The sequence below is a fragment of the Spirosoma harenae genome (assembly GCF_054776975.1).
The window spans coordinates 44,800-66,924 of the sequence record NZ_BAAHBD010000026.1 but is presented as its reverse complement, the minus strand read 5'-3'; the positions used below and the strand labels follow the sequence as shown (position 1 = coordinate 66,924).

Genomic DNA, 22,125 nt, shown 5'->3' with positions numbered 1-22,125 from the left:
GATACTCTGCATCTAGTAAAGGGTAAAGCATTAATTCACCAGAAGATATGCGATACTCGCCCAGCTTGTGTTCACAGATAGAGACCCAGTTCTTTTTCAGCCACTGAGCATCGTTCTGTTTGTTTTTCCATAAGGCGAAAGCCTGCTGATTATCCCAAAGCGAAATACTCCAACAGTAGCTAGAACATTCCTTTCTCATGAATGCGGCAGCTGCCTGAAGCTCAGATGGGGTCTTCTTAGCAGAACCTACGTAGACATGAAGCCTATGCAAATGCAGGGTTGTTGTATCACTCCATAAAAGCTTAACCTCCCGTTTCGCTTCGGCTGTTATAGGTATTTTGGTGCCAACGTCATTTAGTGTTTTTTTAGGGGGTCCCAACAGGAAATGTTTTTGCACGCTAAGATCCCTGGATATAAGGAAGTGCGAGTTCTCAACCTCAGTTTTATTATTTATGGATACTTCTAACTCAGTACTTGTATAATAAAACGTTCGGTTGCCATGCGTTTTGCTTTTGATTCGCCCTCTCAGCAAAGGAATATCCCGGTCATATCGGTTGATAGAATCAGTCAAGCGCTTGACATTGTCGGCAAAACGTTTGGACAGGGCTAAAAAATGGGCTTTTTGCTGCTGTGATGTCGCATTGGTTGCACTATCCAGGTATAGGTTTGCACTTCCATCCTGCCCTTCTATATAATGGCGGTAATGATACTGGCCTGACAGATAGTCACCAAGCAGAATTGAATCGAGCTCTGCTTCTCCAATGAGCCGGTAGGATAGGGTTTTCACTTTATAGCGAACCGGATCAGTGGGAAATACGGCGGGGCTGGGCGGTATACGCGTTTATACATAGGTTAGAATGGCCGCATCAAGTTTTTTTATCAGGTCCTTCTTTTTGGACTGAGCGGCTACAAGCTGAATAGCTAAAAGACTTACAGCGAATACAGTAAATAGTTGTTTCATGGTGTGGAGGTTAGATGTATCTGGTTAACTAATTGATTTTACCGCGTTAAGTATCCCTTTGCGACCATGTAGCAAAACAGGATAAAGCTCACACTGAGCAAGGCAAGGATCAGAATCAGAATGGGCCTGAGCTTTCGTTCCCTGGGTGTTGGCATAGGCGTTAGTTCATGGTGGGAGGTTTAACTTACTTTCCTATACCCCAATTTTCTTTGAGCCAAATTCCTTGTTTTCTGCCTTCTAGCCCTTTGACGATATTATCTAGGCCACGGACCATAATATATAATCCGCCGAGGATCTTGAGGCTTAAATTTGGATCAGTAATAATTTCAGGTGAGCTAGGGTTAACTAAAAATGAGATAATTAGTCCTACTAAAAATTCAAAAATACCATATCCTGATCTATATTTTTCTCTGATAAAATACAGTACTAAACTTGCAATAAAAGTTACCAAAATAGTACCCCAAACATTAAAGGTAGAAAAAATTTCTTATACATAAAAAGTTAATATTCCACCAACTATTGCACCAATTAGTCCTATAATTATATTTTTTAATAGACCCGTTTTTTGATTTTCAGCACCTATTATGCTTTCTTTTACATCTGTTTCATTTAGAATATAATTTTTCAATTCGTTATCAACACTTGCTTCAGCATTTTTATGAGATGATTGCAATAGCCTACCAACAATGATTCGAGGTAATTTTATAGTTTCTAGTTGATCAACGGATATACCACCATTTGTCGCGATTGATATATCAATTCCGAATGCTTTTCGATCAATTGCAAATAATAGCATTTTAGCCTTATCTCTATCAATCGAAAATCTTCTCATTAGATCATCAATCTTTGTTTGAGCAAAATTCAGACGAGATTTATTGGAATGTGCCCGTTTTGGAGTGTACGTAGCTGAAGTAGCCATACCACTTTTCAGCGAGGTTCCCACCCGCTGAATAGAGTTTGGACTTTTTGTACGGCTTCAGCATTTGCCCCTTAACATGCCTTAAAATAGGCTTAACTAGCTCTCGTTCAGAAGCTTGCTGTCCGACTGGAAAATCCAACCAGTCGGACACCTCTCTAAGAAAAATCGTCACCGGGCCGCCGGCCCGGTGACGATTTAGTGTTGGCAGAGAGCGAGGGATTCGAACCCCCGGTACCCTTGCGAGTACTTCTGATTTCGAATCAGACCCGTTCGACCACTCCGGCAGCTCTCTTCGACTTTGGGAGTGCAAAGATGCAGGATTGACTGTAAAAACGCAATATACTCTTACAAAAAAAGAGCTATTCGCTCATTTCACCACTTATGGGCTGAGCCAGCAACGTACGTAATCGTGTTGATGCTTCAAGTCCACGATCGCTTTCCCGTCCGAGTAGCACCATCAGTTTGGTAATGGCTGCTTCTGTCGTAATATCGGCCCCACTGACGACCCCGATTTGCAACATCTGTTTGCTGGTTTGGTATTGGCCCTGTGTCACACGACCTCCTTGACATTGTGACACATTGAAGATCAACACTCCGCGATCAACAGCACGTTTAAGTGAATCCAGAAACCATGCATCGGTTGGGGCATTCCCGGCTCCAAACGTTTCCAATACTACACCACGTAGGTTGGGAATATTTAGAACCGATTCAACGACTGGCTGGGAGATTCCCGGAAAGAGCTTCAGAATTGTCACGTTGGCATCTAACACAGTTCGTATTGTTAATTCCTGATCTGGTTTGTAGGGCCGAATAAATGGTCGGTTATAATCGATGCTCACACCCGCATTCGCTAGATGTGGGTGATTCTCGGATACAAAGGCATTAAACTGAACACTCTCCCGTTTGGTGGATCGATTTCCTCGCAGTAGTAACGAATTAAAGTATACGCATACTTCTGGAACGATCGGATGCCCATTTTCCACGTCTGCGGCTATTTCCAGTGCTGTAATAAAATTTTCTCGTGCATCACTGCGCGCTACGCCAATTGGCAGTTGTGCTCCTGTAAGAATAACAGGCTTGTTCAATCCGATCAGCATGAAACTTAGCGCCGACGCTGTATAAGCCATGGTATCCGTGCCATGAAGAACTACATAACTGTCGTATTGCGCATAATTAGTCTGAATGATTTGAGCGAGTTCAACCCAAACCTCCGGTTTCATATTCGACGAGTCAATAATGTTATTTAACGTCAGAAGCGTAATATCGAAGTTCAGTCGATTGAGTTCTGGAAGTCGGTCGAGTACGCGTTCAAAGTCAAAGGGAACAAGTTGGCCTGCTTGCTGGTCATAGACCATGCCAAACGTTCCCCCCGTATAGATTACCAATACGGACGGTCGCGAATTACTCGTGATAACTGGATTAATGTGAATGGTTCTGTAAGGCATTTTATCGCTTACAAGTTATGATGATGAAGTACCTGATTTGGCAGTAGTTAAGGCAGTAAGGTTGTATACAAGGCAGGGAGCAGCGAGTGAGCATTGGCTGTTGTATGGCGCGCTACATCATCGAGACTAACCTGTTTAAGGTCAGCTACGCGCTGTGCAATTAATCGTAGGTAGGCAGGCTCATTTCGTTTGCCGCGGTGTGGTACAGGAGCCAGGTAAGGGGTATCGGTCTCTAGTACAAGATGTTCCAGCCCAATATGCGGTAATACCTTATCGAGACCGCCATTTTTAAACGTAGCCACCCCACCGATACCTAATTTAAAGCCCATGTCAATTGCGCGGTTGGCTTCGTCAAGCGTTCCGACAAAACAGTGAAAAATGCCGGTTAATCCTGGTAAAGCCAGTTTCTCTATAACATCAGCCGCTTCCTTAAATGCATTCCGATCGTGCCCCGATCGAGTATGCATCGAAACGGGTAATTTTTGACTAGATGCCCAACGCAACTGTGTCTCGAACGCCAAAAACTGTTGTTCAACAAACGTCATATCCCAATAAAAATCGAGCCCAATTTCACCCACAGCCATAAACGCATTGCGATTCAATAAGTCTTCTATGGCTGCCAGTTCGTCATCAACGGTATCGTTTACATAAGCGGGATGAAGCCCCATCATGGGTAAACAGCGCTCGGGATATTGGTTGGCTAATGCCATCATGCCGTCTATGGTTTCGCGAGCACAGTTGGGCATCCAGATTTGGCTGATTTGCGCCATTTCTGCCCGATGTAGCATAGCTTCCTGCTCATCAGCAAACTGCGAATCATAAATATGGGCGTGGGTGTCAATCAGGATCATTAAATTCTATGAGTTGTTCGGTTGTAGAGTTATCACTGGAAGAAAAGATAGATAAATGCCTTTTCTTCCAGTGATAATTCTATGACACTATAACTTTATACCTATTCATATTTCCTACCTTTCCAGTCAATCGCAGTGGGGAGCCAGTAATTTAGAATGGCGACAGGGCCAATAATAAGCTGGTATAATTCGAATAATAACGCATATGGCCATAATCGGTTCCGTCTTAACCAACTTATTCCCATCGACAGGACCGTTGTCTGAATTAGTAAGCGACTAAGATATAACCCTATAGCGACCGCTGGCATAAACCAGCCCAGCAATAGCAATAAGGGGCCTGCCAGATAATTTAGATATAATAAAGTGACAACCCCCAAAGGCAGTTGCACTGCTCCCCGCATCCAGCGTTTTCGTTGTTGTAAAAAAGCAATGAACGTATTTATGGGTTTTGTTTGAGCCAGTATTCTCTCAGTGAATAAGGTTCGAAAACCATACCCTTTCTGCACAATTGCCCAAAACAACGTATAATCTTCTGTCACTGAAAATGGCAATGATTCGTATCCCCCAACGGCTTCATACGCCCGACGACTGACGGCCATGTTGTTACCCATTGCTGTTACAGGAATGCCTAAACTACCCACCAAATACGTCAACGTCAGGTTATAGAGCCAGTCAATTGTTTGTATCTTATGGAATAAGCTCGGCCCTTCAGGGAGTGTAATACCGGTAATGATTCCTGTATCTTTCTTAAAAGCCCCCCCCATTTCTACCAGCCAGCTCGGCGGCACCTGCGTATCGGCATCTGTAAAGAAAAGATACTGTCCTTTTGCAAGACCAGTCAGTTGAGCGAGGACATTGGCTTTCCCGCGTAATCCGGCAACATTTTCGGTTATCGCAACTAATTGAAAATTAGGACGTGAGGCTATAAACTGGTTAACTAGCTCAGCCGTCTGATCTGTAGATTGGTCATTACCAACAATGACTTCAAACCGATCAGATGGGTAATCGAGCCGATCGATAGCCCGCAGACAATCTAGTATAGTCGATTCTTCATTGCGGGCGGCAATCAGAATGCTGATTGGTGGTGGTCCTGGCTGGTCAGTATCCAGCATAAACGGGTTGCGGAACGGCTCGGAATGAATAGCCTCGCTCGGCAAAATGAGTTAGCGTACGGGGCAACACATACCGCATGGTTGGCCAGGCTTTCAGGCTATCATGAAAAACTACGATTGAGCCAGGCTTTGTATATTGAATGGTCTTTCGTAAACATACATCGGCTGACAGCTTACGGTCGAAATCACCCGTCAGCACATCCCACATCACAATCGAGTACTCCTCCATGACCTGAGCCGCCTGCGTCTTCCGAATCCGTCCATACGGCGGGCGAAACAATGACGTTTCAACGCCTAACACCTCCTGGCATTTTTGTATATTTTTTAGATAGACAGAGTCCTCTGTTTTCCATCCATTGAGGTGATTAAATGTATGATTACCCACCATATGCCCTGCTTCAAGTACCTTATAAAGCATATCACGGTGTTTCCGTACGTTGTCGCCAATGCAGAAAAACGTAGCCTGCGCTGAAAATTTATCCAGTTGTTCCAGGACAAATTCAGTCACTTCAGGAATAGGCCCATCGTCGAACGTCAGATAGAGCGTTGGTTCGCTCTCATCCTCAATCTTCCACCAGCACTCAGGATAGACCGTACGCAGCAGGAAATTCGATTTATGGAGAAAAAATGACAAGGCTTTTAGTTGATATAGGATGTAAAATGTAGGATATATGATGTAGAATCGCCTTGCACACTATACATCAATTATCTTACATCTTACATCAGTGAAGTTTACGCCCTTTCCAAATATACCCCTTCGTCTGAGCAGCCAGCCCAAAAAACAAGGTATAAAATGGATATATAATTTGTGTCAATGGGATGATTCCAACCGACGATTTTTTTTGTAAAAAAACAAGAATCTGCCGTAAAAACAAAAACTCAGTTACAGCTTTTAGTCCAATAACGATTAGTGTGGTATTTCCGTCTATAAATCCGAATAACCAGCCAAAAGTTGCAACGATTGGTGCAGCATTACTCAGGAAAACAAAAACGGCTAATACCGATGGCCAATACGTCTGATAGGCTCGCCACTTACTCGCCCACCGTTTACGCTGGTTATAAAATGCGTCCCAGGATTGGTGCGGTTTCGTTCGAACAATAGCTTCATTATTTTTTAAGAACTGAATGCCTGTTGGGTAACGGGATGCAATTTTGTGCATCAGAAATTCGTCGTCACCAGATGCCAAATGGTCTACCCCGTCGAAACCACCCACTTCCGTAAATACTTCCTTTACGTAACAAAGGTTTGCTCCGTTGCACATTGTTGGCAACCCAATCGAAATCGTGCAAGCCCCTGTACCAATCAAGCTGGCGAATTCTACGGTTTGTAGTGAATCGAAAATTGTTGATTCTGCTGTAAATGTAACCGGACCAGCTATGAGCTTTGATCCAGTTCTCTGATAAACAGTTGCAATCGACGTCAACCAATCAGGTCCAACGCGGCAGTCGCCATCAGTAGTGACAATGAGTTCACCTTTTGCTAATGCGATACTTTGCGAAATCGCACGCTTTTTGGGCGAGCGCGAAGTATCGTTGGCTAAGGGTAATGGACGTAATGCATACGAAGCTGTTTTCGCGTACGTCTGAATAATTTCGAGCGTATCATCCGTCGACGAATCATCTGCAACAATTACCTCAAAGTGAGTATATGTTTGCTTATCAAGATCCTGTAATAAATCCAGTATATTTTTTGCTTCGTTTCGAACGGGTATCACAACGGTTATCCAGGGAGCATCTACCCATGTCATGTCTGTCGATACCGTCGGCATTCGTAACCAGATAAGCCATAGCGAGAGCGTAAAGAGCGCATACAAACCCGTGATAGCCAGTAAAAAAAAAGTCATAGAACAGACACTAAAATGGCTTTTCTAAACAATCTACAGCCACAACAGACTAACGCCTATTAACTTAGGGCTAGTACTTATCGGTTGATCTTCAATTTCCAAACCCAAATCAGGCCGACCAGTACAGGCGTTAGAATATTAGCAAACCAAAGCAACAAAGTGGCTGTAATCAATACAGAAGCGGGGATGAAGAAAGGAGAAAAAACCCATAATGCAGCAGCTTCCCGAACCCCTAAATCACTCAGTAAATTAAACGCTGGTGTAATTGTTTTCACCAAATACACCAGCCCAATTCCCGATGCAGCAATCGCCGGCGATAGTCTTATACCAACAGCGTTCATGGCAAGGTAAAATTGACCGGAAAATACAACATAGCGTGAGGCAGCTACCAAGAGTGCCCAGGCAATTTCCTGATCAGAATATACCCCTGCCACATCCCAATATGTAGCCCATCGGCCTAATGAAGGCCGACTCGATACCCATTGAATAAGCTTGTGACGAACTACTCCGAAAGCAATACCTCCTATTGTTAGACAGCTTAATAGTATTAGAAGCCATCGCCCTGCTATAGTATGGCGGTCGGGCACAACATCCAGATGATGCATCCAGGCAATTGTTCCAAAAACCAGCGCAACGTAAAATTGCATCCCCCCGGATACGAGCGAGGCCCCAATGGCCGATCCGCGTTCGCCCGATCGTAATGATAAAACTCGTCCGGCGGTATCACCCAATTGTGCGGGTAACGCAAACCCTAACGATACCCCTGCCAAGACACCGCGATAGGCCTCCCAAAAGGATGTACGTTCAATTCGTTGAAGTAAAATCTGCCATTTTAGCGCTTCCAGTCCCCAATTAATCGGCATGAGCACGATCAGGCCAATAAGCCAGTGTTCAGGGTGTTCAACCTTACGAAATTGCTTTCGGGCTACTTCCCAGTCGAACGGTTGCTGCCGAAGTACGTAGCCAATATAGGCGACGAGACCAGCTAAGACGACAATTTTAGCCCAAAAGACGATTTTTTTACCCGGTTTCAGCGACAAAACAGAGGAGAACACGTTACTTTGTAAGAGAGCCTACGCCCAGCTATGATTAATATACCCAATTCACCAGCGATTATTCCGGAGAATCGAATTTCTGAGAAAATTATTCTCGGCGTCGATCCGGGCACACAAGTTGCCGGTTACGGCATTATTTCGGTGAAATCGGGAGCCATGACCATGATTCAGTATGGCGTCGTTCAGTTGACCAAATATACTACCTACCAACTGAAGCTCCAGAAACTTTACGAAACTATCCTACGCCTGGTTGATGAATATCATCCGGATGAGATGGCGATTGAAGATCCATTTTTCGGCAAGAATGTACAGGCAATGCTGAAATTGGGCCGGGCGCAAGGCGTTGTTATGGCAGCTGCCCTATCGCGCAATATTCCGATTGTCGAGTATGCACCCCGGCGTATCAAACAGTCCGTAACAGGCAATGGCAACGCAACCAAAGAACAGGTTTCGCACATGGTTAGCCATCTGTTAGGCGAAAATCTGAATCCTCAATTTTTCGACGCAACTGATGCCTTGGCGATTGCCGTTTGCCATCACTTTCATGCTAACGCTTTACCCGTTGCTCCCGGCAAAAAGACCAAGAAAGGAGCTTGGGGTGCCTTTGTAAGCGAAAATTCAAACCGGATTTTATAAGTCTTTTCAGTCAGCGTTCTTACTAAGCTCATAATTCAGCTTTCGATAAACCCATAACATAACAGGTGGCAGATAGTCATTTGGGCATCTTCCACACGGCCATAGTGCGTATCCTGAATAATAATCGATTCGTGAGCTATCTCAGCTAATTTCCCGCCCTTACCACCTACCAACGCCATCGTTGTCAGACCGTTGTCATTTGCCCATTGCACGGCTTTGACCACGTTTGGCGAATTACCGCTTACACTCAGTGTCAGAACCAGATCACCCGGCCGGGCATAATTCTGGAGTTGTCGCAGATACACATCTTCGTAGGCATAATCATTACCGATAGCCGTAATCCACGACAAATTTTCGTTCAGCGACAGGCATCGAAAACGCTTCCCCATCCGATCTGAAGCACTTTTACCCAGGTCTGTTATAAAGTGCGACACATTGGATGCACTGCCGCCGTTTCCGAATGCAAACAGCTGCCTGTCTTCTTCCCAGCCTTTTTTGATCAGATTGATAAAGTGCTCAACACGATCCGTTGGAATAGCGTCGTAGGCCGCTTTCTGTTGCTCGAGGTAATTCTTAAAATAGGCTTGATTCATGGTAAACGGTTTATAGTAAACCCTAATTGTTCATTAATTCTAACGCACCAATCGGAACGGCATCTTCGCCAAGTTTAGCGAGTAAAACGATAGGAGCCGGTTGAAATGCCTTCATGACAAAACGGGGTAATGCCTGACGAACGGCGGCACGTAGGGGTTCGCCAATTAGTGAGAGCCCCCCACCTAATACAATTGCATCGGGGTGAAACAGGTGAACAACGTGCGATAATCCAAGTGCCAGGACGGAGCCAATTTGTTCAATCAGCATACGAGCTACTGGATCGCTCGCTTCGTAGGCTGCATGCAGAAATTGGGCTTCTTTTCCCACTTTTCCCTGATTATGTGCCTGTTGTACAGCGATTTTTAGAGCCGAATCATCCGGTAATTGCGGCAATAATGTCCGGATTTGTTGATCGACCGCCCAGCCAGATACTGTCTGTTCGATTGTCTGGCCTTCTGAAGAATCCCCTGGCGGAACCAGCCACAGATGACCGATCTCAGCTTCGCCGGGTAATGCTCCGTGATAGAGTTTTTGATCGACGACCATCCCCCCTCCACATCCACTACCCAGTGTGACGTAAAACACATTCGTAAAGCCAGTGGCAACGCCCCGCCGAGCTTCACCAAGTGCAGCTACATTCGCATCATTCTCAACTCGAACAGTTGCACCTGGAACTTGATTACGAAGCCAATCGCCGAGTTCGAAACCAGACCAGCCTCCTACCTGATGTGAGGTTGCAATCCGTCCCGTTTGCCAATCGACCGGACCGCCAAATCCTACCCCTATCGACTTAATTGGACCAGAAATCTGCTGTATGGTGTCGGCAATTTGCGTCAGAATTCCTTCTGCGCCCTGAGTCGGATCAATCGCCAATCGAAACCGCTGTGTAATCTGGCGGCTGTCGTTGCTGGTGAACAATTGCAGCTTCGTTCCACCAATTTCAATACCAAGGTTCATAAAGATGTATGAAGTAAGATGTAGGATATACGATGTAGACTATTGGAAAGACATTTTTACGTCCTATAGCATACACCATACATCATATACCCTACATCAGTCTATGTATCGTTTCGTAATGGGTTTGTAGGAGTCGATGCGTCGATCGCGGAAGTAGGGCCAGGTGGTGCGATATTTTTCCGAAAGAGCCAGATCAACCGTTTGCACGTGAACAATTTCCTGATCGTGCGGAGCCAGATAGAGTAATGAACCAAATGGATTTGCAACAAATGATCCACCCCAAAACTGCTGATCGGCTTCCCGGCCAACTCGGTTTACGGATACTACATGAACGCCGTTGGCAATAGCGTGACTGCGCTGGATCGTTTGCCAGGCATTGTACTGCTCTTCATTCTGTTGCGGATCGGGCTCGGCCGTATCCCAACCGATGGCAGTTGGGTAAAAAAGAACTTCGGCACCCATCAACGAAGTAATCCGGGCTGCTTCAGGGTACCATTGATCCCAGCAAATCAACACGCCGATCCGGGCAAATTTTGTATCGAAAACTTTGTAGCCAAGGTCGCCTGGTGTAAAGTAGAATTTTTCGTAATAACCTGGATCATCGGGAATATGCATCTTCCGGTATTTTCCCAGATAGGTCCCATCCGCATCCAGTACAGCTGTGGTATTGTGATACAGCCCCTGAGCACGTTTTTCGAACAGCGATGCAATGATAACAACGCCTAACTCGCCTGCCAATTTTCCCAGTCGATCCGTCGTTGGACCGGGAATGGCTTCAGCTAAACTGAAATTATGATGATCTTCAACATCGCAGAAATAAAGCGATGTAAATAATTCCTGTAAGCAAACAATCTGAGCCCCTAATTGGGCCGCTTTACGAATACCATCGATGGCTTTCTGCACATTCGCTTCGACATCTGCCGAACAGCTCATCTGCACTAAACCAATATTGACTTTTTTAGACATGGGGCAAAAATAGGTGGTTCCATAATTAGAACAGAAAAGTTTTTGAGTTTGTCTGGTAAAGTTTCATTTTTTAGTTTCTAACATCAAACCTGGAAAGAGCATGGCTTCACGACGCATATTCCTTCAAACAGCTGGACTAACTGGCTTGGCGACTACGATTACTCCCAATGCACTTTGGTCAGCGACTCGTCCGGCCAAAGATCGGCTCGGTGTTGCTTTAGTTGGGCTGGGTTATTACAGTACTGATCTACTGGCTCCTGCCCTACAAAAAACGAAGAATTGTTATTTGGCAGGTATTGTGACAGGTACACCTGCTAAGGCAGAAAAATGGAAAAAGCAGTATAATATCCCCGATAAAAATATCTACACGTATCAGAATTTCGATCAAATTGCCAATAATCCCGACATCGACGTCGTATACGTGGTGCTCCCTCCTTCCATGCACGAAGAGTATGTAATCCGGGCAGCGAAAGCGGGAAAACACGTTTGGTGCGAAAAACCAATGGCCGTTACGGCAAAGGAGTGCCAGAATATGATTGATGCCTGTGCGAAAAACAAAGTATCGTTGTCCATCGGCTATCGGTTGCATCATGAACCAAACACTCAAGAATATGTAAAGGCATTACGCGACGGTAAAATTGGTAAGGTACTGATGGTTAGTTGCTCGGCTGCTTACTACGATGCGCGTACGGATCACTGGAAACAGAAGAAAGAAATGGGTGGCGGAGTTATGTACGACATGGGTGTTTACGTAATTCAGGGGGCTCGGCTGGCTACTGGTGAAGAACCGATTGCCGTGACAGCCCAGCAGTATACGACCCGTCCTAACGTTTACAAAAATGGCCTCGATGAAACGTCCATGGTCCAGCTTGTTTTTCCGAGTGGTGCCCGGGCAGCCCTGCAAACCAGCTATGGAATGAGCATGAATTACCTGAATGTTACAGGCTCAAAAGGTACATTACACATGGAACCGTACTCAGGGTATAATGGGCAGAAAGGCATTTGGAGTAATGGCGGACGCATTGAACATCCGTATGACGTACCAGGGCAGCAAACCAGACAAATGGATGACGATGCCGAAGCTATTATGAGCAAAAAGCCTATGCTGGTACCGGGTGAAGAAGGGTTGCGCGACATTCGAATTGTAGAGGCTATTTATGCCGCAGCGAAATCGGGAAAAGAAGTAAAAATAGGGTAAGATTTTCGTTGAAAATAGTAGGTTTAAGTTGTGACTGTAATAGGCTGACATTGGGATTATTACCCCAAAAAACTATTTAAGTTATACAGCAAACTATTTTAGTTGTATTATACAAAGTCGGGCGGTTCATTTGGTGAGCCGCCCGACTTTTGTTTATTTCGCTTGTCAACCCCGTCCGCTTATGCAACCCGCCGATTTTACCCGACTTCCTGCTGAACAGCAGCTCGACACTCTTTACTTTGCGGGAGACATCCTTGCCAATCGGTATGAAGGGGAAAATATCTTCCTGCTGTATAACCTACGCGATTTCTACGTCGAACTTCGGTACGATGCCTACAATAATCAGCTCCATCAGGTATCGGCTTTTCGGGATACCGACAAACTGGAGCCATACCTCCCCTATTTAGTCGATTAAATCCTGGCTTTCTGCCTGAATAGATCTAGCCAAATTTTTCGGCCTTCACAGTTCCAGTGGGTGTCGCTCTTTAAATAAGGCGATTGACTAGCCTGTTTAAATGGATCATACACATTAATGAACGGCACTGTAAGCCCTGGGTGATTCTGAACACGCTCAATCAGGTGATTGTAACTTGTGCGTTGCGTTTCAACTATGCTTGCCTTATTAGGAACGATGGCTAGATAAACTTCATCGAAACCTGATCTCTTGTAGTGAGCAACTACTGAATTGACACTATCGACCAGTCTATTTACTTCCGCATCTTCCAAAGGCGAAAAAGACGAATTCAAACGTTTTGTCGAATCCGAATCACTATGCAGAAAAATATGCTGATGATTCTTAGAGAGGCTAACACTGCCATTTTCCCGGTCGAACCAATTTAATGTCAACGTTGCTTTCAGTTCCTTAAACCAAAATGCCCAATCGCGGCTAAAAAGTGCCGATTCAAGTCGCTCCTCTACATCACTCAGATGAAACTCTTTCAGGGTTCGTTGCCAGAATGTAGGCTTTGGCGTCGGGGACTGAATTGTATCCGTTGCCACCACAAATTCCGTAATGTGTTTGGCGAAATGCTCCCGAAAATGGCGTTCCACCGTTTCCATGAGCAACACATTACGTTTGCTTGTATCTAGTTGAATTCGTTGTTGATTATCCCAGCCAACTCGTTGATAGTGACTTACCTGAAAATCGGATTGGCTTAGGCGCTGTGGCTCCGAAAAACTATCACCAATCAGATACAGGTGTGTTGAAGCTGTATCTGACGATCGGTTTGACGGTGGACAAACAGGTTGAGGTACTTTAAATTGAGGCAAGGCCGAGAGCCGGTATAAATCTCCAAATCGGTAATCATCAACAATGACGCCAGTTCGATAAAGCCAACGCGATACAGTCGTCGATAAGCCTCCTCCCCAGAGAATAAGCGCAACTAATAAGACTGTGTAACGAAGAATACGCATAAATATGGATGATAAGGACTAATGCCCCTAGCTATCTAAGTCGGATGCTGAATAACTGAACGGCTTGCTGGACTCCGCTCAAAATATATAACTCGTTGGTGCGTTCGTCGAATTGCAAAGCTACCGGAAAATCACTTGGAATGGGCCGTTCGCCAATAATCCGACCATTCATGTCATACAAGGTTGTAAATCCACCTGATTTCACACTGACCAGTTCAATGCCGGCGCCGAGTCGGTGATAACGAACATTATTACGCCCCGATTGCAAAGCACGAACATCAAACATGCGTTGGCCACGCTGATCCAAAATAGTTACCTCTGTATCACTCGTACGAAGCAATAACCAATTCGTTTGATCTTCATCTGGAAAAAGCCGGAACGACTCGTTACGAATAGGCCGGAACAATTGAGTTCGCTTGGCTATCAATCCGTTAGCGTTTAGCGTGAATAGCTGCCCCTCTTTAGCAATCGTTTGAATCATTGTCTGGCCAGCGGGCAAGAGTGCCGGACCAACAAATTCCAATTGATATTCATCTTCGTTCGAGCGCTCAATTCGAGTTGGAAAATGGGGCAATACACTTCCGTTTTCCTGCCAGTAGTTCAATGTTCCATCAGCCTGAATCGCCAGCACATTCATACCCTTTGGCGTAGTAATTACCTGAAAAGGCAGCTGTAATTGCCCTTTTTTAGGCGCCGACATGATGCGAACAAACGCTTTTTGTTGCCGATCTAACGCATAGATATGGCCATCTTCATGCGCTGTCAACGCGACCAGATTAGGCCGATGGCTCCCGCGTGGTCGGGCCAGATACGTCGGATCTACCCCTTTTGGTAACGGGATAGACTGGAGGGCAACCTCACTACTCGTCCGTACAGGATCGGCAATGTAAAGTGTCTGATCGGTCATAAATAGATACTGCAACCGACCGTTATTTAGAAAATCAACGCCCAACGCATTACTACGAATAGGTCCGTCGATGTTATTCTGGACAAGTTTATCACCCTGGGGTGTTACCAATACGAACTGCCCTGAATTATTCTGCGCATAAAACTGAGCGGAACTATCACTCAAATTACCCGTAACGATGGGTGCCGCAATCAATTGGGCGTTAAATTCTACCTTTTTCTGCAAAAGCAATTTATTGCGTACAGCCCGACTCGCCCGACTCGTCGTTCGCCCTAATACTACTGTCGATTGAATATTCTCGTTGCCATAGCTAGCCTGATAAGCCATATTCTCCAGATTCGCCAATGCTGTATTCCCCGTAGTTGGATCAACCTGATCAAGCAGGTTTTGCCAGGCTTGCGGCCAGGTTGGTGGTACGGTCGTTTGCGCACGATTCAACCGTACGAAGGCGGTAAAATTAGCTGGCCGTAAGGTTGTATTCAGGAGATCGGCCTGACGGTCATCGGCAGTCCAAACAGCTCCACGCTGTACTTGCTGCAGATACTCCTGCATCGTTTCCTCGCTATTAGCCACAATCAAGGCATTCGAGTGCAGGGTTATCCAGCTCTGCGAAAAGCCTGAAAATAAGCTACTGAATAAAGACGCTGGTAATTCAGCAATATCCAATAGGAGTAGCTTATGGCCAAGATAATCCTTTGCGCTCCCAGAAGTTCGTACGCCAGCCTGAAAAGCGGCTTGTTGATACGCGTTAGCGAGTTGTTTACCATTCTTCGTTGTCAATATCAGCACCTGTCGAAGATCGCCCGTCGGCGACTCCATACGCGACAGAAGCAAGTCGCTCCCTAACGATTCATATAATGCCTTGGCAGCAGGCCGAATTTGCCGAGAACGAACCTTTAGAAAATCGCTGGTTGCGGAACTCAATAAACTGCTGAGCGAATTCCCGAACAGAGCCGCATCACTGATCGCAATGTGATAAAGGGTTGCCGTCGTTTGCGGAATTAAGTCAGCATGTTGGATGCGCTGTGGAGTCTGACCAGAAAACAATGCAGCAACATCCCGTCGCCCCCCAATCTTGTCGATCGCATAACCAATAATATGCGAACGGGAAGCAGCCTGACGAAACTGTAGATTTAATTCCTCAGGAAGAAATAAGCGAACCAGTGAGCCGACATTATTAAATAGCGATTGAAGTACTTCTGGACGCACAAAAACGCCAGCCAGCCGATCGGCATCGACCCGAAAATCAGCTTCCTGCTGCACCAGTTTAAGCGATTGATGCATTCGTTTGGCAACGTTTTCGATCAGAATACCCGAAACGCTTCCGATCAGAAAATCGTCAGTCAGAATGAAGGAGCCAATCGGTTCGTTCATCCTGGATACTAAATCCAGAATTTTTTCACCTGCGAAGGAGTGGTTTAAAATTCGATACTGACGAGGATCGGGTGTGGTGATCTGCTTGATAAAAGCCTCGTCTTTACCGCTAATAGGAATGTAAAAAATAAAGTCAAGGGTTGTTTTTGAAATCGAATGAAGCGAATACCGAATTGTCCGTCCTGCAATAAACTTGTGTACGGATGCAGAATCGGCAGCGGCATAAAGAAATCGATCAACCCGTTGACGAGCTTCGTCAAAAACAGGAATTTGTCGTAACGACATTTCGGTGCGTAATGCACGCGCGGAAACGCTATCCTGCAAGCGGTTGCTGGTCAAGACCAGCAAAGCTCCCGGCGGCATTAGTGAGCCAACAGTACGAGTTGCTGGTACAACCTGTCGGTATACAAACCAACTCAGTAGCCCCAACAGTAAAGCACCCGCACCGATCCGGATATTTCGTTTCATAAATTAAAAATAGTCGATAGTCATTAGCCAAGGGTGATTTGTAATTTACTTATTCCTGACTAATGACTATCGACTAACATTCTATTTTCCCCACATTGCATTTGCCGTTTCGGGGAAAGGCATGGTTAGTTCGGGAACGTTGGCAGCTACCCGGTTGGCCCATTCTACCCCTTGCATGAGCGAGTGATCCTGATTACTAACTTCATATTTCCAGGCTCCAAACCGGCCCCGGGAATAAATCCCAAACGGTTCCAGTTTTGGCAAAACAGCTTTCAGGATACCGTCCCGCTCAACCGACGGAGTTGGGTAGCCATAATCGAATGCCATGTGAAATGTCGAGATTACATCATCTGCCGACTCAATCAGTTGATCTTCGATTAGCGCACGAATCGTATCGTTTATTAAGTTTTCTCTGTTAACTGGCTTCGCAGGTGACTCGCTCGTCTCGGTCATCAGTGACCAGTGCTGATTAATATCGGGAACGTTATTGGGGCTGTAATTCGAGAAGACCGTCACCCGATAATAGGGGCTGTTGTATTCCGGGAAATACATCCAGCACATGGTTTTCAGGCTTTCTTTTGGCTTACCTTTTAGGCCGATACCCACAACATTTGTTGACGAGTGTTTCAATCCCTGCGCCTTTTCAATGAGTTCAGAATCCAATCCCTCAACGCGTTGTGTAAACAAATCGAGAGGCATGGTGCTCATCAGGTATTCGTATTCAATTTCTTCCCCACTCGTCAGAATAACCTTCTTTTCTGTCCCAATTACTTTATCAACTGTCGCGTTCAGTTTGACATATTCCCGGCCAATCAAATCACCAACGGCTTCCCAAATACCGCCTGTACCGCCATGTTTCGGGAATTTGAATGTACTATTCGGCCCCCAGGAAAAATCATCCTGATTGAAAATGATATTTTTCGTAACCCGCTGAAGATCAGTTACGGCCACTCGTTCGCCTACCCAAACAGCGTTCATATCCTCCGGTGGATACGCCCATACCTTAAAATTATAAGGGAACATGAACGTTTCTGCTAAGCCAGGACCGAACGTTGCCAAAATCCACTCGCGGAAATTGGCCGGTTTTTGATTGGTTGGGAATTTATAGTTGTGAATAATACCTTCGAGGCATTTCCACATTGTTTCTGGGCTCAGGTACTTAATATTATTCTGAAACGGGTACGGCACAAACCGGTTCTCAATCCAGACCCATGATTCGCGCTGGTGGCTCAACCAACCCTCCTCGCCCAACGCTTTGTGCATCAGGTCATCAAAATACTTGTAGTGCGAAAACTGTACGTGTCCGCCGACATCCCAAGTAAAGCCTTTTTCGTCGACAAAACTTTTAGACAAACCGCCAATCCGAGCTTCTTTTTCTAAAACAATAAAGTCGGTTATGCCTAATTCTTTCAGGCGATAAGCGGCACCAAGCCCCGTCGGACCGGAGCCAATAATGACATATTTATACTTCATAAGTTGATGTAGGATGTATGAAGTATGATATAGGGTGTATAATCAGATGCCCAAGAAGTAGACCAGCTACATCATATATCCTACATCATACATCCGTTTATGCTGCTACAGGTTCAGGTTTTTTGAGTTCTTTTACCTTGCCACCTAATTCGAAACGGAATTGTGCCAGCTCTTTAAAGCTTTGGATACAGACTTTCAACAACTTCCACTTTAAAATAGACACCGTCCCGGTTAAGCGCTCTTTGTGTGTAATGGGGATATCGAACGTATTATGGCCTGCTTTTTTCGCCATAACAGCCAGAAATATATTAGGAGCAAAAGGCGTAGGAGTGGGTAATTGCGCCAGCAGTTTGCGAAGGAACGTCCCCCGAATAAGCCGAAACGGAATGTTACTATCCATGATGTAAGTTCCGTAGATAAGGGCAATACTCCAACGAAGAATTTTGGTGATCAATAGTCGGGCGGGCGCATCGAATCGTTCTTCACGATACCCTAGAATAAACGGTGATTCATGACGCTTTGCCCACAATTTCCCGAAGTCGTCCGTAATAAACTGGTCATCACTATCGGTCTGGAAAACATAGTCTGAATCCAACGCAGCAGCTTGCCGATACCCATTAACCACTGCATTCCCATGGCCACCATTTACCTGATGGACAACCATTAGTTTAGGATATCGGGGTTTAATTTCGTCAAGGATCGCGCCGGTTTTGTCGCGGGAACCATCGTTAACGACAATCAGGCGGGTATTTTCGGTTGGGAACTGGCGGGTCAACAAATCGCTCCACTGCTTAACAACAGTTTCAATAACTTCTTCTTCGTTGTAAGCCGGCATTACAATGGACAGCAGGAGGCTCATTCAGTCTACTTTAGGATGTCGGCGATCCGTTTTGATTCACCAACGGGTTTGAAATAAGTTGAACCAACAGACGGTACAACCCGATAGTTTAACCTATCAATACTGCAAATATAGGTATTGTTCACGGGGAAATGTAAGCGGTTAGTTAACGGTACATTTCTAAATTGTATGCAATGGACTGAATTAGTAGGAAAACTTATCCTTTAAGCCATTAATTGGCCTCTCAATCAGGTACCAGGAAATCGTAGCCACCAGAATTGTCAAGAAGACAAAATAGGAGAATTGAAAAAAATACGAACTGTTCAACACCGGCAACATATCCGTAATCCGGCGCCAGGACCGAACCGTAAAATGCGTTGGCCGTGTATGGTAAACGTTGAAAATGAAGTTATGGTAGAGGTACAGTCCATAACTAATTCGACCCAGATACTGAGTAACCGGATTTTCCAGAAACCATTTCATCACACCTCCATACCCCACTATAGCCCGACCGATCAGGAAAAAACCAAACACCGAAGCAGAAAGCCGTTCCCATACATCTGACATTATGTTATGGTACCCCCTTGGCGAATCGGATTCCATCCAATGATTTAGAATGCCAACCAGAATAAATCCCCCCAGACTAATCCAAACCCAGGCCGACGAGCGAAATACTTTTTCAAACAGGTCACGACGATACAGCCAGCCATAGGCCATAATCGCTCCTAACCCAAAGGCATCCAGGCAGGTAGGTGTTGACACATATCCAATAAACCAGGCTAAATCAGCTCGGTACAATGCATAGCGCAGGCCAACACTACCTACAATCATAATCAGGGTTGTGATGGGAACATAGCGACGAGGGACAAAGAAAAGCAACAGGGGTAATATCATATACACCTGCTCTTCAACCGCCAACGACCACAAATGATCGACTGTTCCCATCCAGGTGTGATAAATCGCGATGTAAATGTTTGTGGCATACAAGGCTAACCACGCAAATTTCTGTCGAACGGGCGGCTCATTGACCAGTGCCAATATAAACAGGGTTAGGTAGTAGACGGGAAAAATTCGAATGGTTCGGCGGATATAAAACGTTTTCAGGTACTTTCCTAAGCCGCCGTTTGGTTGGTTGCTCAGTTTATCTTTACTGGAAAGCAGAATTCGAGTTATCAAAAAACCGCTCAACACAAAGAAAATGGTTACTCCTAAAGCGCCCAGAGCGCCCACTGGCAGTTGGATATGTTCCATTGTCCAGTGATCGAACAATACCAACGCAACGGCAATAAATCGGACACCATCTAACTGGATTAAATAATTGATTTCTTTCCGAACGGTTGAGGATGTTGGATTTGCGGTAAGCTGCATGCAGTCTGGGAATAATTTACAAAGCACGTACGTCGTGTAACGACACGAATCAAGGTCTATTTGATGTGGAGTTATAAGGATACAAAAGTAATGTATCGGTTAGTCATGGCAAGATGAATACGTTTATTTTGATGTGTTAACACCCCAATTCGATAATGGCCAGGTTTTAATTTTTCTTTTAATACCTGTGCAAAGAACCCACTAGATCTATAATAGCGTCTGCTTCCAAACGGATTGCGTACAGGTTGAGCAGCAAATAAGTAGGTATATGTCGAATCTTTCAGAAAAATATAGGAACCCTCGTCAGGCAGAGTCAACGTTGGATTAAGTGCCTCCGCTTTAGGAATATTGCATATAAATGGCTGTTCATCAACCCCATCAACATCCGTACTTGCCGGGGTTGATAGCCAGCCATTATTCGATAATTGCCCGACGTTACGCATAAAGAAGGGCGGATTGGTTGGTGTAAATACCTGACGACTCGCTTGCAGTTTGTCGGGTGATGTGTTGGCAACATAGCCAAAATATTCGGCGGTAGTTCGTCTATGTTGATTTATTAAGCCTTCCAGCCCGAAGTAATTCGACAGGAAATTTTGGCAAATGCAGACGATAAGGACAGCTAGCGCAAATCTCAGAAGGAATGACTTCAGCTTCCAACGATATAGGCTATATAGGTAAACGACACTCAGTATCAGAGCGGAATAAATTTTATATCGACTCTGTAGCAGGTAGCTTGGCCCTCCAAACCCGACTCTGTGATAGACAGTTGTTACAGCTGTTGCCAGCAGAAAAAGGGCACATCCCAGAAAGAAACTATCAATGCTGTGTTCGTTCGTTTTGCTGGTTGTTTCAAATAAGGCAACAAGAAAACGGCAAATGGCAAATCCTATGATTACACCAATTACGACAGCAAGCCATAAGGTGATTCCTTCCGACTTTGAGTTGATGGCTGGATCGGCAAAGCCACCCAAAAACACAAAGAATGCTTTTATCCAATCAATAAAAGGATACTTGAATGGGGAAGGAAAAAAAGTAACTGGCTTATAATTGTAGAAATAGCCTGCCAGCGAAGCAGCCGTCGTCAACGCCCAAATCAGTACAGATCGCCAGTGTCCTTGGTACGCTAATACAAATAATCCTGCGATAAGCACTAAAGGACCATTCCCACTTGTGAAGGTTGCCCATAAACCCAATCCAAATGCCACAATACGCGTAAGTGGTGTGTTGTGGGCAAGCCAGTAAAAACTACCAAGCGCAAACACAAGAACCCAGAAATTCTGAATAGAGGCCATTGCCCAAATCAGATTCTCATAGGACTGTAGGGTCAAGAGTAGAAATGGTAACGGAGCAAAATAAATCAGGGGTAATTCAAGCCGTCGGAATTCAGCAAAGAGAATACCTAGTACGGCTAGAAGCCCGCTGATACCAATAAGCGTCAGATTGTAATAATTCAGCGAGCCATTGATTTCAGCATAAGTGGCAAAAATCAGGCGTGTCCAAACAATTCTATGTTCCCAATGCTGGTCGAAAATATGAGCTAACTTCTCCCTTCCTGAGCTATTTTTGAGCATCAATAAATGCTCCTGTACTATAAAATCATCCCAATAAGGCAGATTAACGGCGTATATCATAACGATCGAACCCACCACAACAATTGGTAGGCCAATCAGCAACAGCTCCCCGATTCGTGCCAGGATACCATTTTGGTTTGGTTGATATTGGCTCGATGGAAGCGATACCGACATA

At 45.2% G+C, this 22,125-nt stretch carries 21 protein-coding genes and 1 tRNA gene; 3 read left to right on the top strand and 19 right to left on the bottom strand.

The genetic code is table 11. The annotated features are described in order from the left end of the window. From ACYVE4_RS24625 to ACYVE4_RS24580, 10 genes are all read right to left on the bottom strand, one after another. Positions 1 to 787 (bottom strand): hypothetical protein (locus tag ACYVE4_RS24625; protein ID WP_461042928.1); only part of this gene is annotated, 787 nt, incomplete at its 3' end. Positions 788 to 1,145: 358 nt separating this feature from the next. Further along, entirely contained in the window at positions 1,146 to 1,412 is a 267-nt protein-coding gene (locus ACYVE4_RS24620) for a hypothetical protein (protein ID WP_461042927.1), read from the bottom strand. A gap of 36 nt (positions 1,413 to 1,448) precedes the next feature. After that, positions 1,449 to 1,880 carry a hypothetical protein gene (locus tag ACYVE4_RS24615; RefSeq protein WP_461042926.1) on the bottom strand — a complete coding sequence of 144 codons (432 nt, stop codon included), beginning with the start codon at positions 1,878 to 1,880 and terminating at the stop codon, positions 1,449 to 1,451. A gap of 202 nt (positions 1,881 to 2,082) precedes the next feature. Next, positions 2,083 to 2,172 (bottom strand) — tRNA-Ser (locus tag ACYVE4_RS24610). A 67-nt stretch (positions 2,173 to 2,239) separates the two neighbouring features. Beyond that, a complete protein-coding gene (locus ACYVE4_RS24605; protein WP_461042925.1) occupies positions 2,240 to 3,325 on the bottom strand; it encodes an asparaginase in 1,086 nt (361 codons plus the stop codon). A gap of 47 nt (positions 3,326 to 3,372) precedes the next feature. Continuing rightward, positions 3,373 to 4,176, bottom strand: coding sequence for a TatD family hydrolase (locus ACYVE4_RS24600; protein WP_461042924.1), 804 nt, complete (start codon positions 4,174 to 4,176; stop codon positions 3,373 to 3,375). Between the two features lie 101 nt (positions 4,177 to 4,277). Next, a complete protein-coding gene (locus ACYVE4_RS24595; RefSeq protein ID WP_461042923.1) occupies positions 4,278 to 5,288 on the bottom strand; it encodes a glycosyltransferase in 1,011 nt (336 codons plus the stop codon). Next, positions 5,275 to 5,922: a polysaccharide deacetylase family protein gene (locus ACYVE4_RS24590; protein ID WP_461042922.1), complete on the bottom strand. Its 648-nt coding sequence runs from the start codon at positions 5,920 to 5,922 to the stop codon at positions 5,275 to 5,277. Before ACYVE4_RS24590 ends, ACYVE4_RS24595 begins: the two co-directional genes overlap by 14 nt. 88 nt (positions 5,923 to 6,010) lie before the next feature. Continuing rightward, positions 6,011 to 7,132, bottom strand: coding sequence for a glycosyltransferase (locus tag ACYVE4_RS24585; protein WP_461042921.1), 1,122 nt, complete (start codon positions 7,130 to 7,132; stop codon positions 6,011 to 6,013). Positions 7,133 to 7,209: 77 nt separating this feature from the next. After that, entirely contained in the window at positions 7,210 to 8,172 is a 963-nt protein-coding gene (locus ACYVE4_RS24580; RefSeq protein WP_461043015.1) for a lysylphosphatidylglycerol synthase transmembrane domain-containing protein, read from the bottom strand. A gap of 45 nt (positions 8,173 to 8,217) precedes the next feature. Between ACYVE4_RS24580 and ruvC the strand changes: the two genes are divergently transcribed. Then, positions 8,218 to 8,823: a crossover junction endodeoxyribonuclease RuvC gene (gene ruvC, locus ACYVE4_RS24575; protein ID WP_461042920.1), complete on the top strand. Its 606-nt coding sequence runs from the start codon at positions 8,218 to 8,220 to the stop codon at positions 8,821 to 8,823. Between the two features lie 35 nt (positions 8,824 to 8,858). Here the strand turns inward: ruvC and ACYVE4_RS24570 are convergent, their stop codons facing one another. The 3 genes from ACYVE4_RS24570 to ACYVE4_RS24560 form a co-directional block, all read right to left on the bottom strand. Then, positions 8,859 to 9,416 carry a D-sedoheptulose-7-phosphate isomerase gene (locus ACYVE4_RS24570; protein ID WP_461042919.1) on the bottom strand — a complete coding sequence of 186 codons (558 nt, stop codon included), beginning with the start codon at positions 9,414 to 9,416 and terminating at the stop codon, positions 8,859 to 8,861. 22 nt (positions 9,417 to 9,438) lie between these two features. Then, the gene (locus tag ACYVE4_RS24565; protein ID WP_461042918.1) at positions 9,439 to 10,374 is read right to left on the bottom strand and encodes an ROK family protein; all 936 of its coding nucleotides are present in this window, start codon (positions 10,372 to 10,374) and stop codon (positions 9,439 to 9,441) included. A 96-nt stretch (positions 10,375 to 10,470) separates the two neighbouring features. After that, positions 10,471 to 11,340, bottom strand: a complete 870-nt coding sequence (locus ACYVE4_RS24560) for a carbon-nitrogen hydrolase (RefSeq protein WP_461042917.1) — start codon at positions 11,338 to 11,340, stop codon at positions 10,471 to 10,473. Between the two features lie 100 nt (positions 11,341 to 11,440). On the opposite strand from ACYVE4_RS24560, the gene ACYVE4_RS24555 reads away from it, so the two are divergent. Continuing rightward, positions 11,441 to 12,538, top strand: a complete 1,098-nt coding sequence (locus ACYVE4_RS24555; protein ID WP_461042916.1) for a Gfo/Idh/MocA family protein — start codon at positions 11,441 to 11,443, stop codon at positions 12,536 to 12,538. 181 nt (positions 12,539 to 12,719) lie between these two features. Beyond that, positions 12,720 to 12,953, top strand: coding sequence for a hypothetical protein (locus tag ACYVE4_RS24550; protein WP_461042915.1), 234 nt, complete (start codon positions 12,720 to 12,722; stop codon positions 12,951 to 12,953). Here ACYVE4_RS24550 and ACYVE4_RS24545 read toward each other — a convergent pair. The 6 genes from ACYVE4_RS24545 to ACYVE4_RS24520 all read right to left on the bottom strand — a co-directional run bounded on the left by ACYVE4_RS24545 (position 12,950) and on the right by ACYVE4_RS24520 (position 22,124). Continuing rightward, on the bottom strand, positions 12,950 to 13,951 hold the full coding sequence (locus ACYVE4_RS24545) for a hypothetical protein (protein WP_461042914.1): 1,002 nt from the start codon (positions 13,949 to 13,951) through the stop codon (positions 12,950 to 12,952). The genes ACYVE4_RS24550 and ACYVE4_RS24545 overlap by 4 nt on opposite strands. Before the next feature lie 31 nt (positions 13,952 to 13,982). Then, on the bottom strand, positions 13,983 to 16,700 hold the full coding sequence (locus tag ACYVE4_RS24540) for a hypothetical protein (RefSeq protein WP_461042913.1): 2,718 nt from the start codon (positions 16,698 to 16,700) through the stop codon (positions 13,983 to 13,985). 81 nt (positions 16,701 to 16,781) lie between these two features. Continuing rightward, entirely contained in the window at positions 16,782 to 18,173 is a 1,392-nt protein-coding gene (locus ACYVE4_RS24535; protein ID WP_461042912.1) for a protoporphyrinogen/coproporphyrinogen oxidase, read from the bottom strand. 97 nt (positions 18,174 to 18,270) lie between these two features. After that, positions 18,271 to 19,032: a glycosyltransferase family 2 protein gene (locus ACYVE4_RS24530; RefSeq protein WP_461042911.1), complete on the bottom strand. Its 762-nt coding sequence runs from the start codon at positions 19,030 to 19,032 to the stop codon at positions 18,271 to 18,273. 183 nt (positions 19,033 to 19,215) lie between these two features. Further along, complete coding sequence (locus ACYVE4_RS24525; protein ID WP_461042910.1) at positions 19,216 to 20,379, bottom strand: acyltransferase family protein; 1,164 nt, start codon at positions 20,377 to 20,379, stop codon at positions 19,216 to 19,218. A 71-nt stretch (positions 20,380 to 20,450) separates the two neighbouring features. Next, on the bottom strand, positions 20,451 to 22,124 hold the full coding sequence (locus ACYVE4_RS24520) for a hypothetical protein (protein WP_461042909.1): 1,674 nt from the start codon (positions 22,122 to 22,124) through the stop codon (positions 20,451 to 20,453). Position 22,125: the final 1 nt, after the last annotated feature.

Excerpts from the sequence above, each read along its gene's own strand:
- ACYVE4_RS24615 (WP_461042926.1), bottom strand. The coding sequence starts at position 1,880 with ATGGCTACTTCAGCTACGTACACTCCAAAACGGGCACATTCCAATAAA.
- ACYVE4_RS24605 (WP_461042925.1), bottom strand. The coding sequence starts at position 3,325 with ATGCCTTACAGAACCATTCACATTAATCCAGTTATCACGAGTAATTCG.
- ACYVE4_RS24600 (WP_461042924.1), bottom strand. The coding sequence starts at position 4,176 with ATGATCCTGATTGACACCCACGCCCATATTTATGATTCGCAGTTTGCT.
- ACYVE4_RS24595 (WP_461042923.1), bottom strand. The coding sequence starts at position 5,288 with ATGCTGGATACTGACCAGCCAGGACCACCACCAATCAGCATTCTGATT.
- ACYVE4_RS24585 (WP_461042921.1), bottom strand. The coding sequence starts at position 7,132 with ATGACTTTTTTTTTACTGGCTATCACGGGTTTGTATGCGCTCTTTACG.
- ruvC (WP_461042920.1), top strand. The coding sequence starts at position 8,218 with ATGATTAATATACCCAATTCACCAGCGATTATTCCGGAGAATCGAATT.
- ACYVE4_RS24570 (WP_461042919.1), bottom strand. The coding sequence starts at position 9,416 with ATGAATCAAGCCTATTTTAAGAATTACCTCGAGCAACAGAAAGCGGCC.
- ACYVE4_RS24565 (WP_461042918.1), bottom strand. The coding sequence starts at position 10,374 with ATGAACCTTGGTATTGAAATTGGTGGAACGAAGCTGCAATTGTTCACC.
- ACYVE4_RS24560 (WP_461042917.1), bottom strand. The coding sequence starts at position 11,340 with ATGTCTAAAAAAGTCAATATTGGTTTAGTGCAGATGAGCTGTTCGGCA.
- ACYVE4_RS24555 (WP_461042916.1), top strand. The coding sequence starts at position 11,441 with ATGGCTTCACGACGCATATTCCTTCAAACAGCTGGACTAACTGGCTTG.
- ACYVE4_RS24550 (WP_461042915.1), top strand. The coding sequence starts at position 12,720 with ATGCAACCCGCCGATTTTACCCGACTTCCTGCTGAACAGCAGCTCGAC.
- ACYVE4_RS24545 (WP_461042914.1), bottom strand. The coding sequence starts at position 13,951 with ATGCGTATTCTTCGTTACACAGTCTTATTAGTTGCGCTTATTCTCTGG.
- ACYVE4_RS24540 (WP_461042913.1), bottom strand. The coding sequence starts at position 16,700 with ATGAAACGAAATATCCGGATCGGTGCGGGTGCTTTACTGTTGGGGCTA.
- ACYVE4_RS24535 (WP_461042912.1), bottom strand. The coding sequence starts at position 18,173 with ATGAAGTATAAATATGTCATTATTGGCTCCGGTCCGACGGGGCTTGGT.
- ACYVE4_RS24530 (WP_461042911.1), bottom strand. The coding sequence starts at position 19,032 with ATGAGCCTCCTGCTGTCCATTGTAATGCCGGCTTACAACGAAGAAGAA.
- ACYVE4_RS24525 (WP_461042910.1), bottom strand. The coding sequence starts at position 20,379 with ATGCAGCTTACCGCAAATCCAACATCCTCAACCGTTCGGAAAGAAATC.
- ACYVE4_RS24520 (WP_461042909.1), bottom strand. The coding sequence starts at position 22,124 with ATGTCGGTATCGCTTCCATCGAGCCAATATCAACCAAACCAAAATGGT.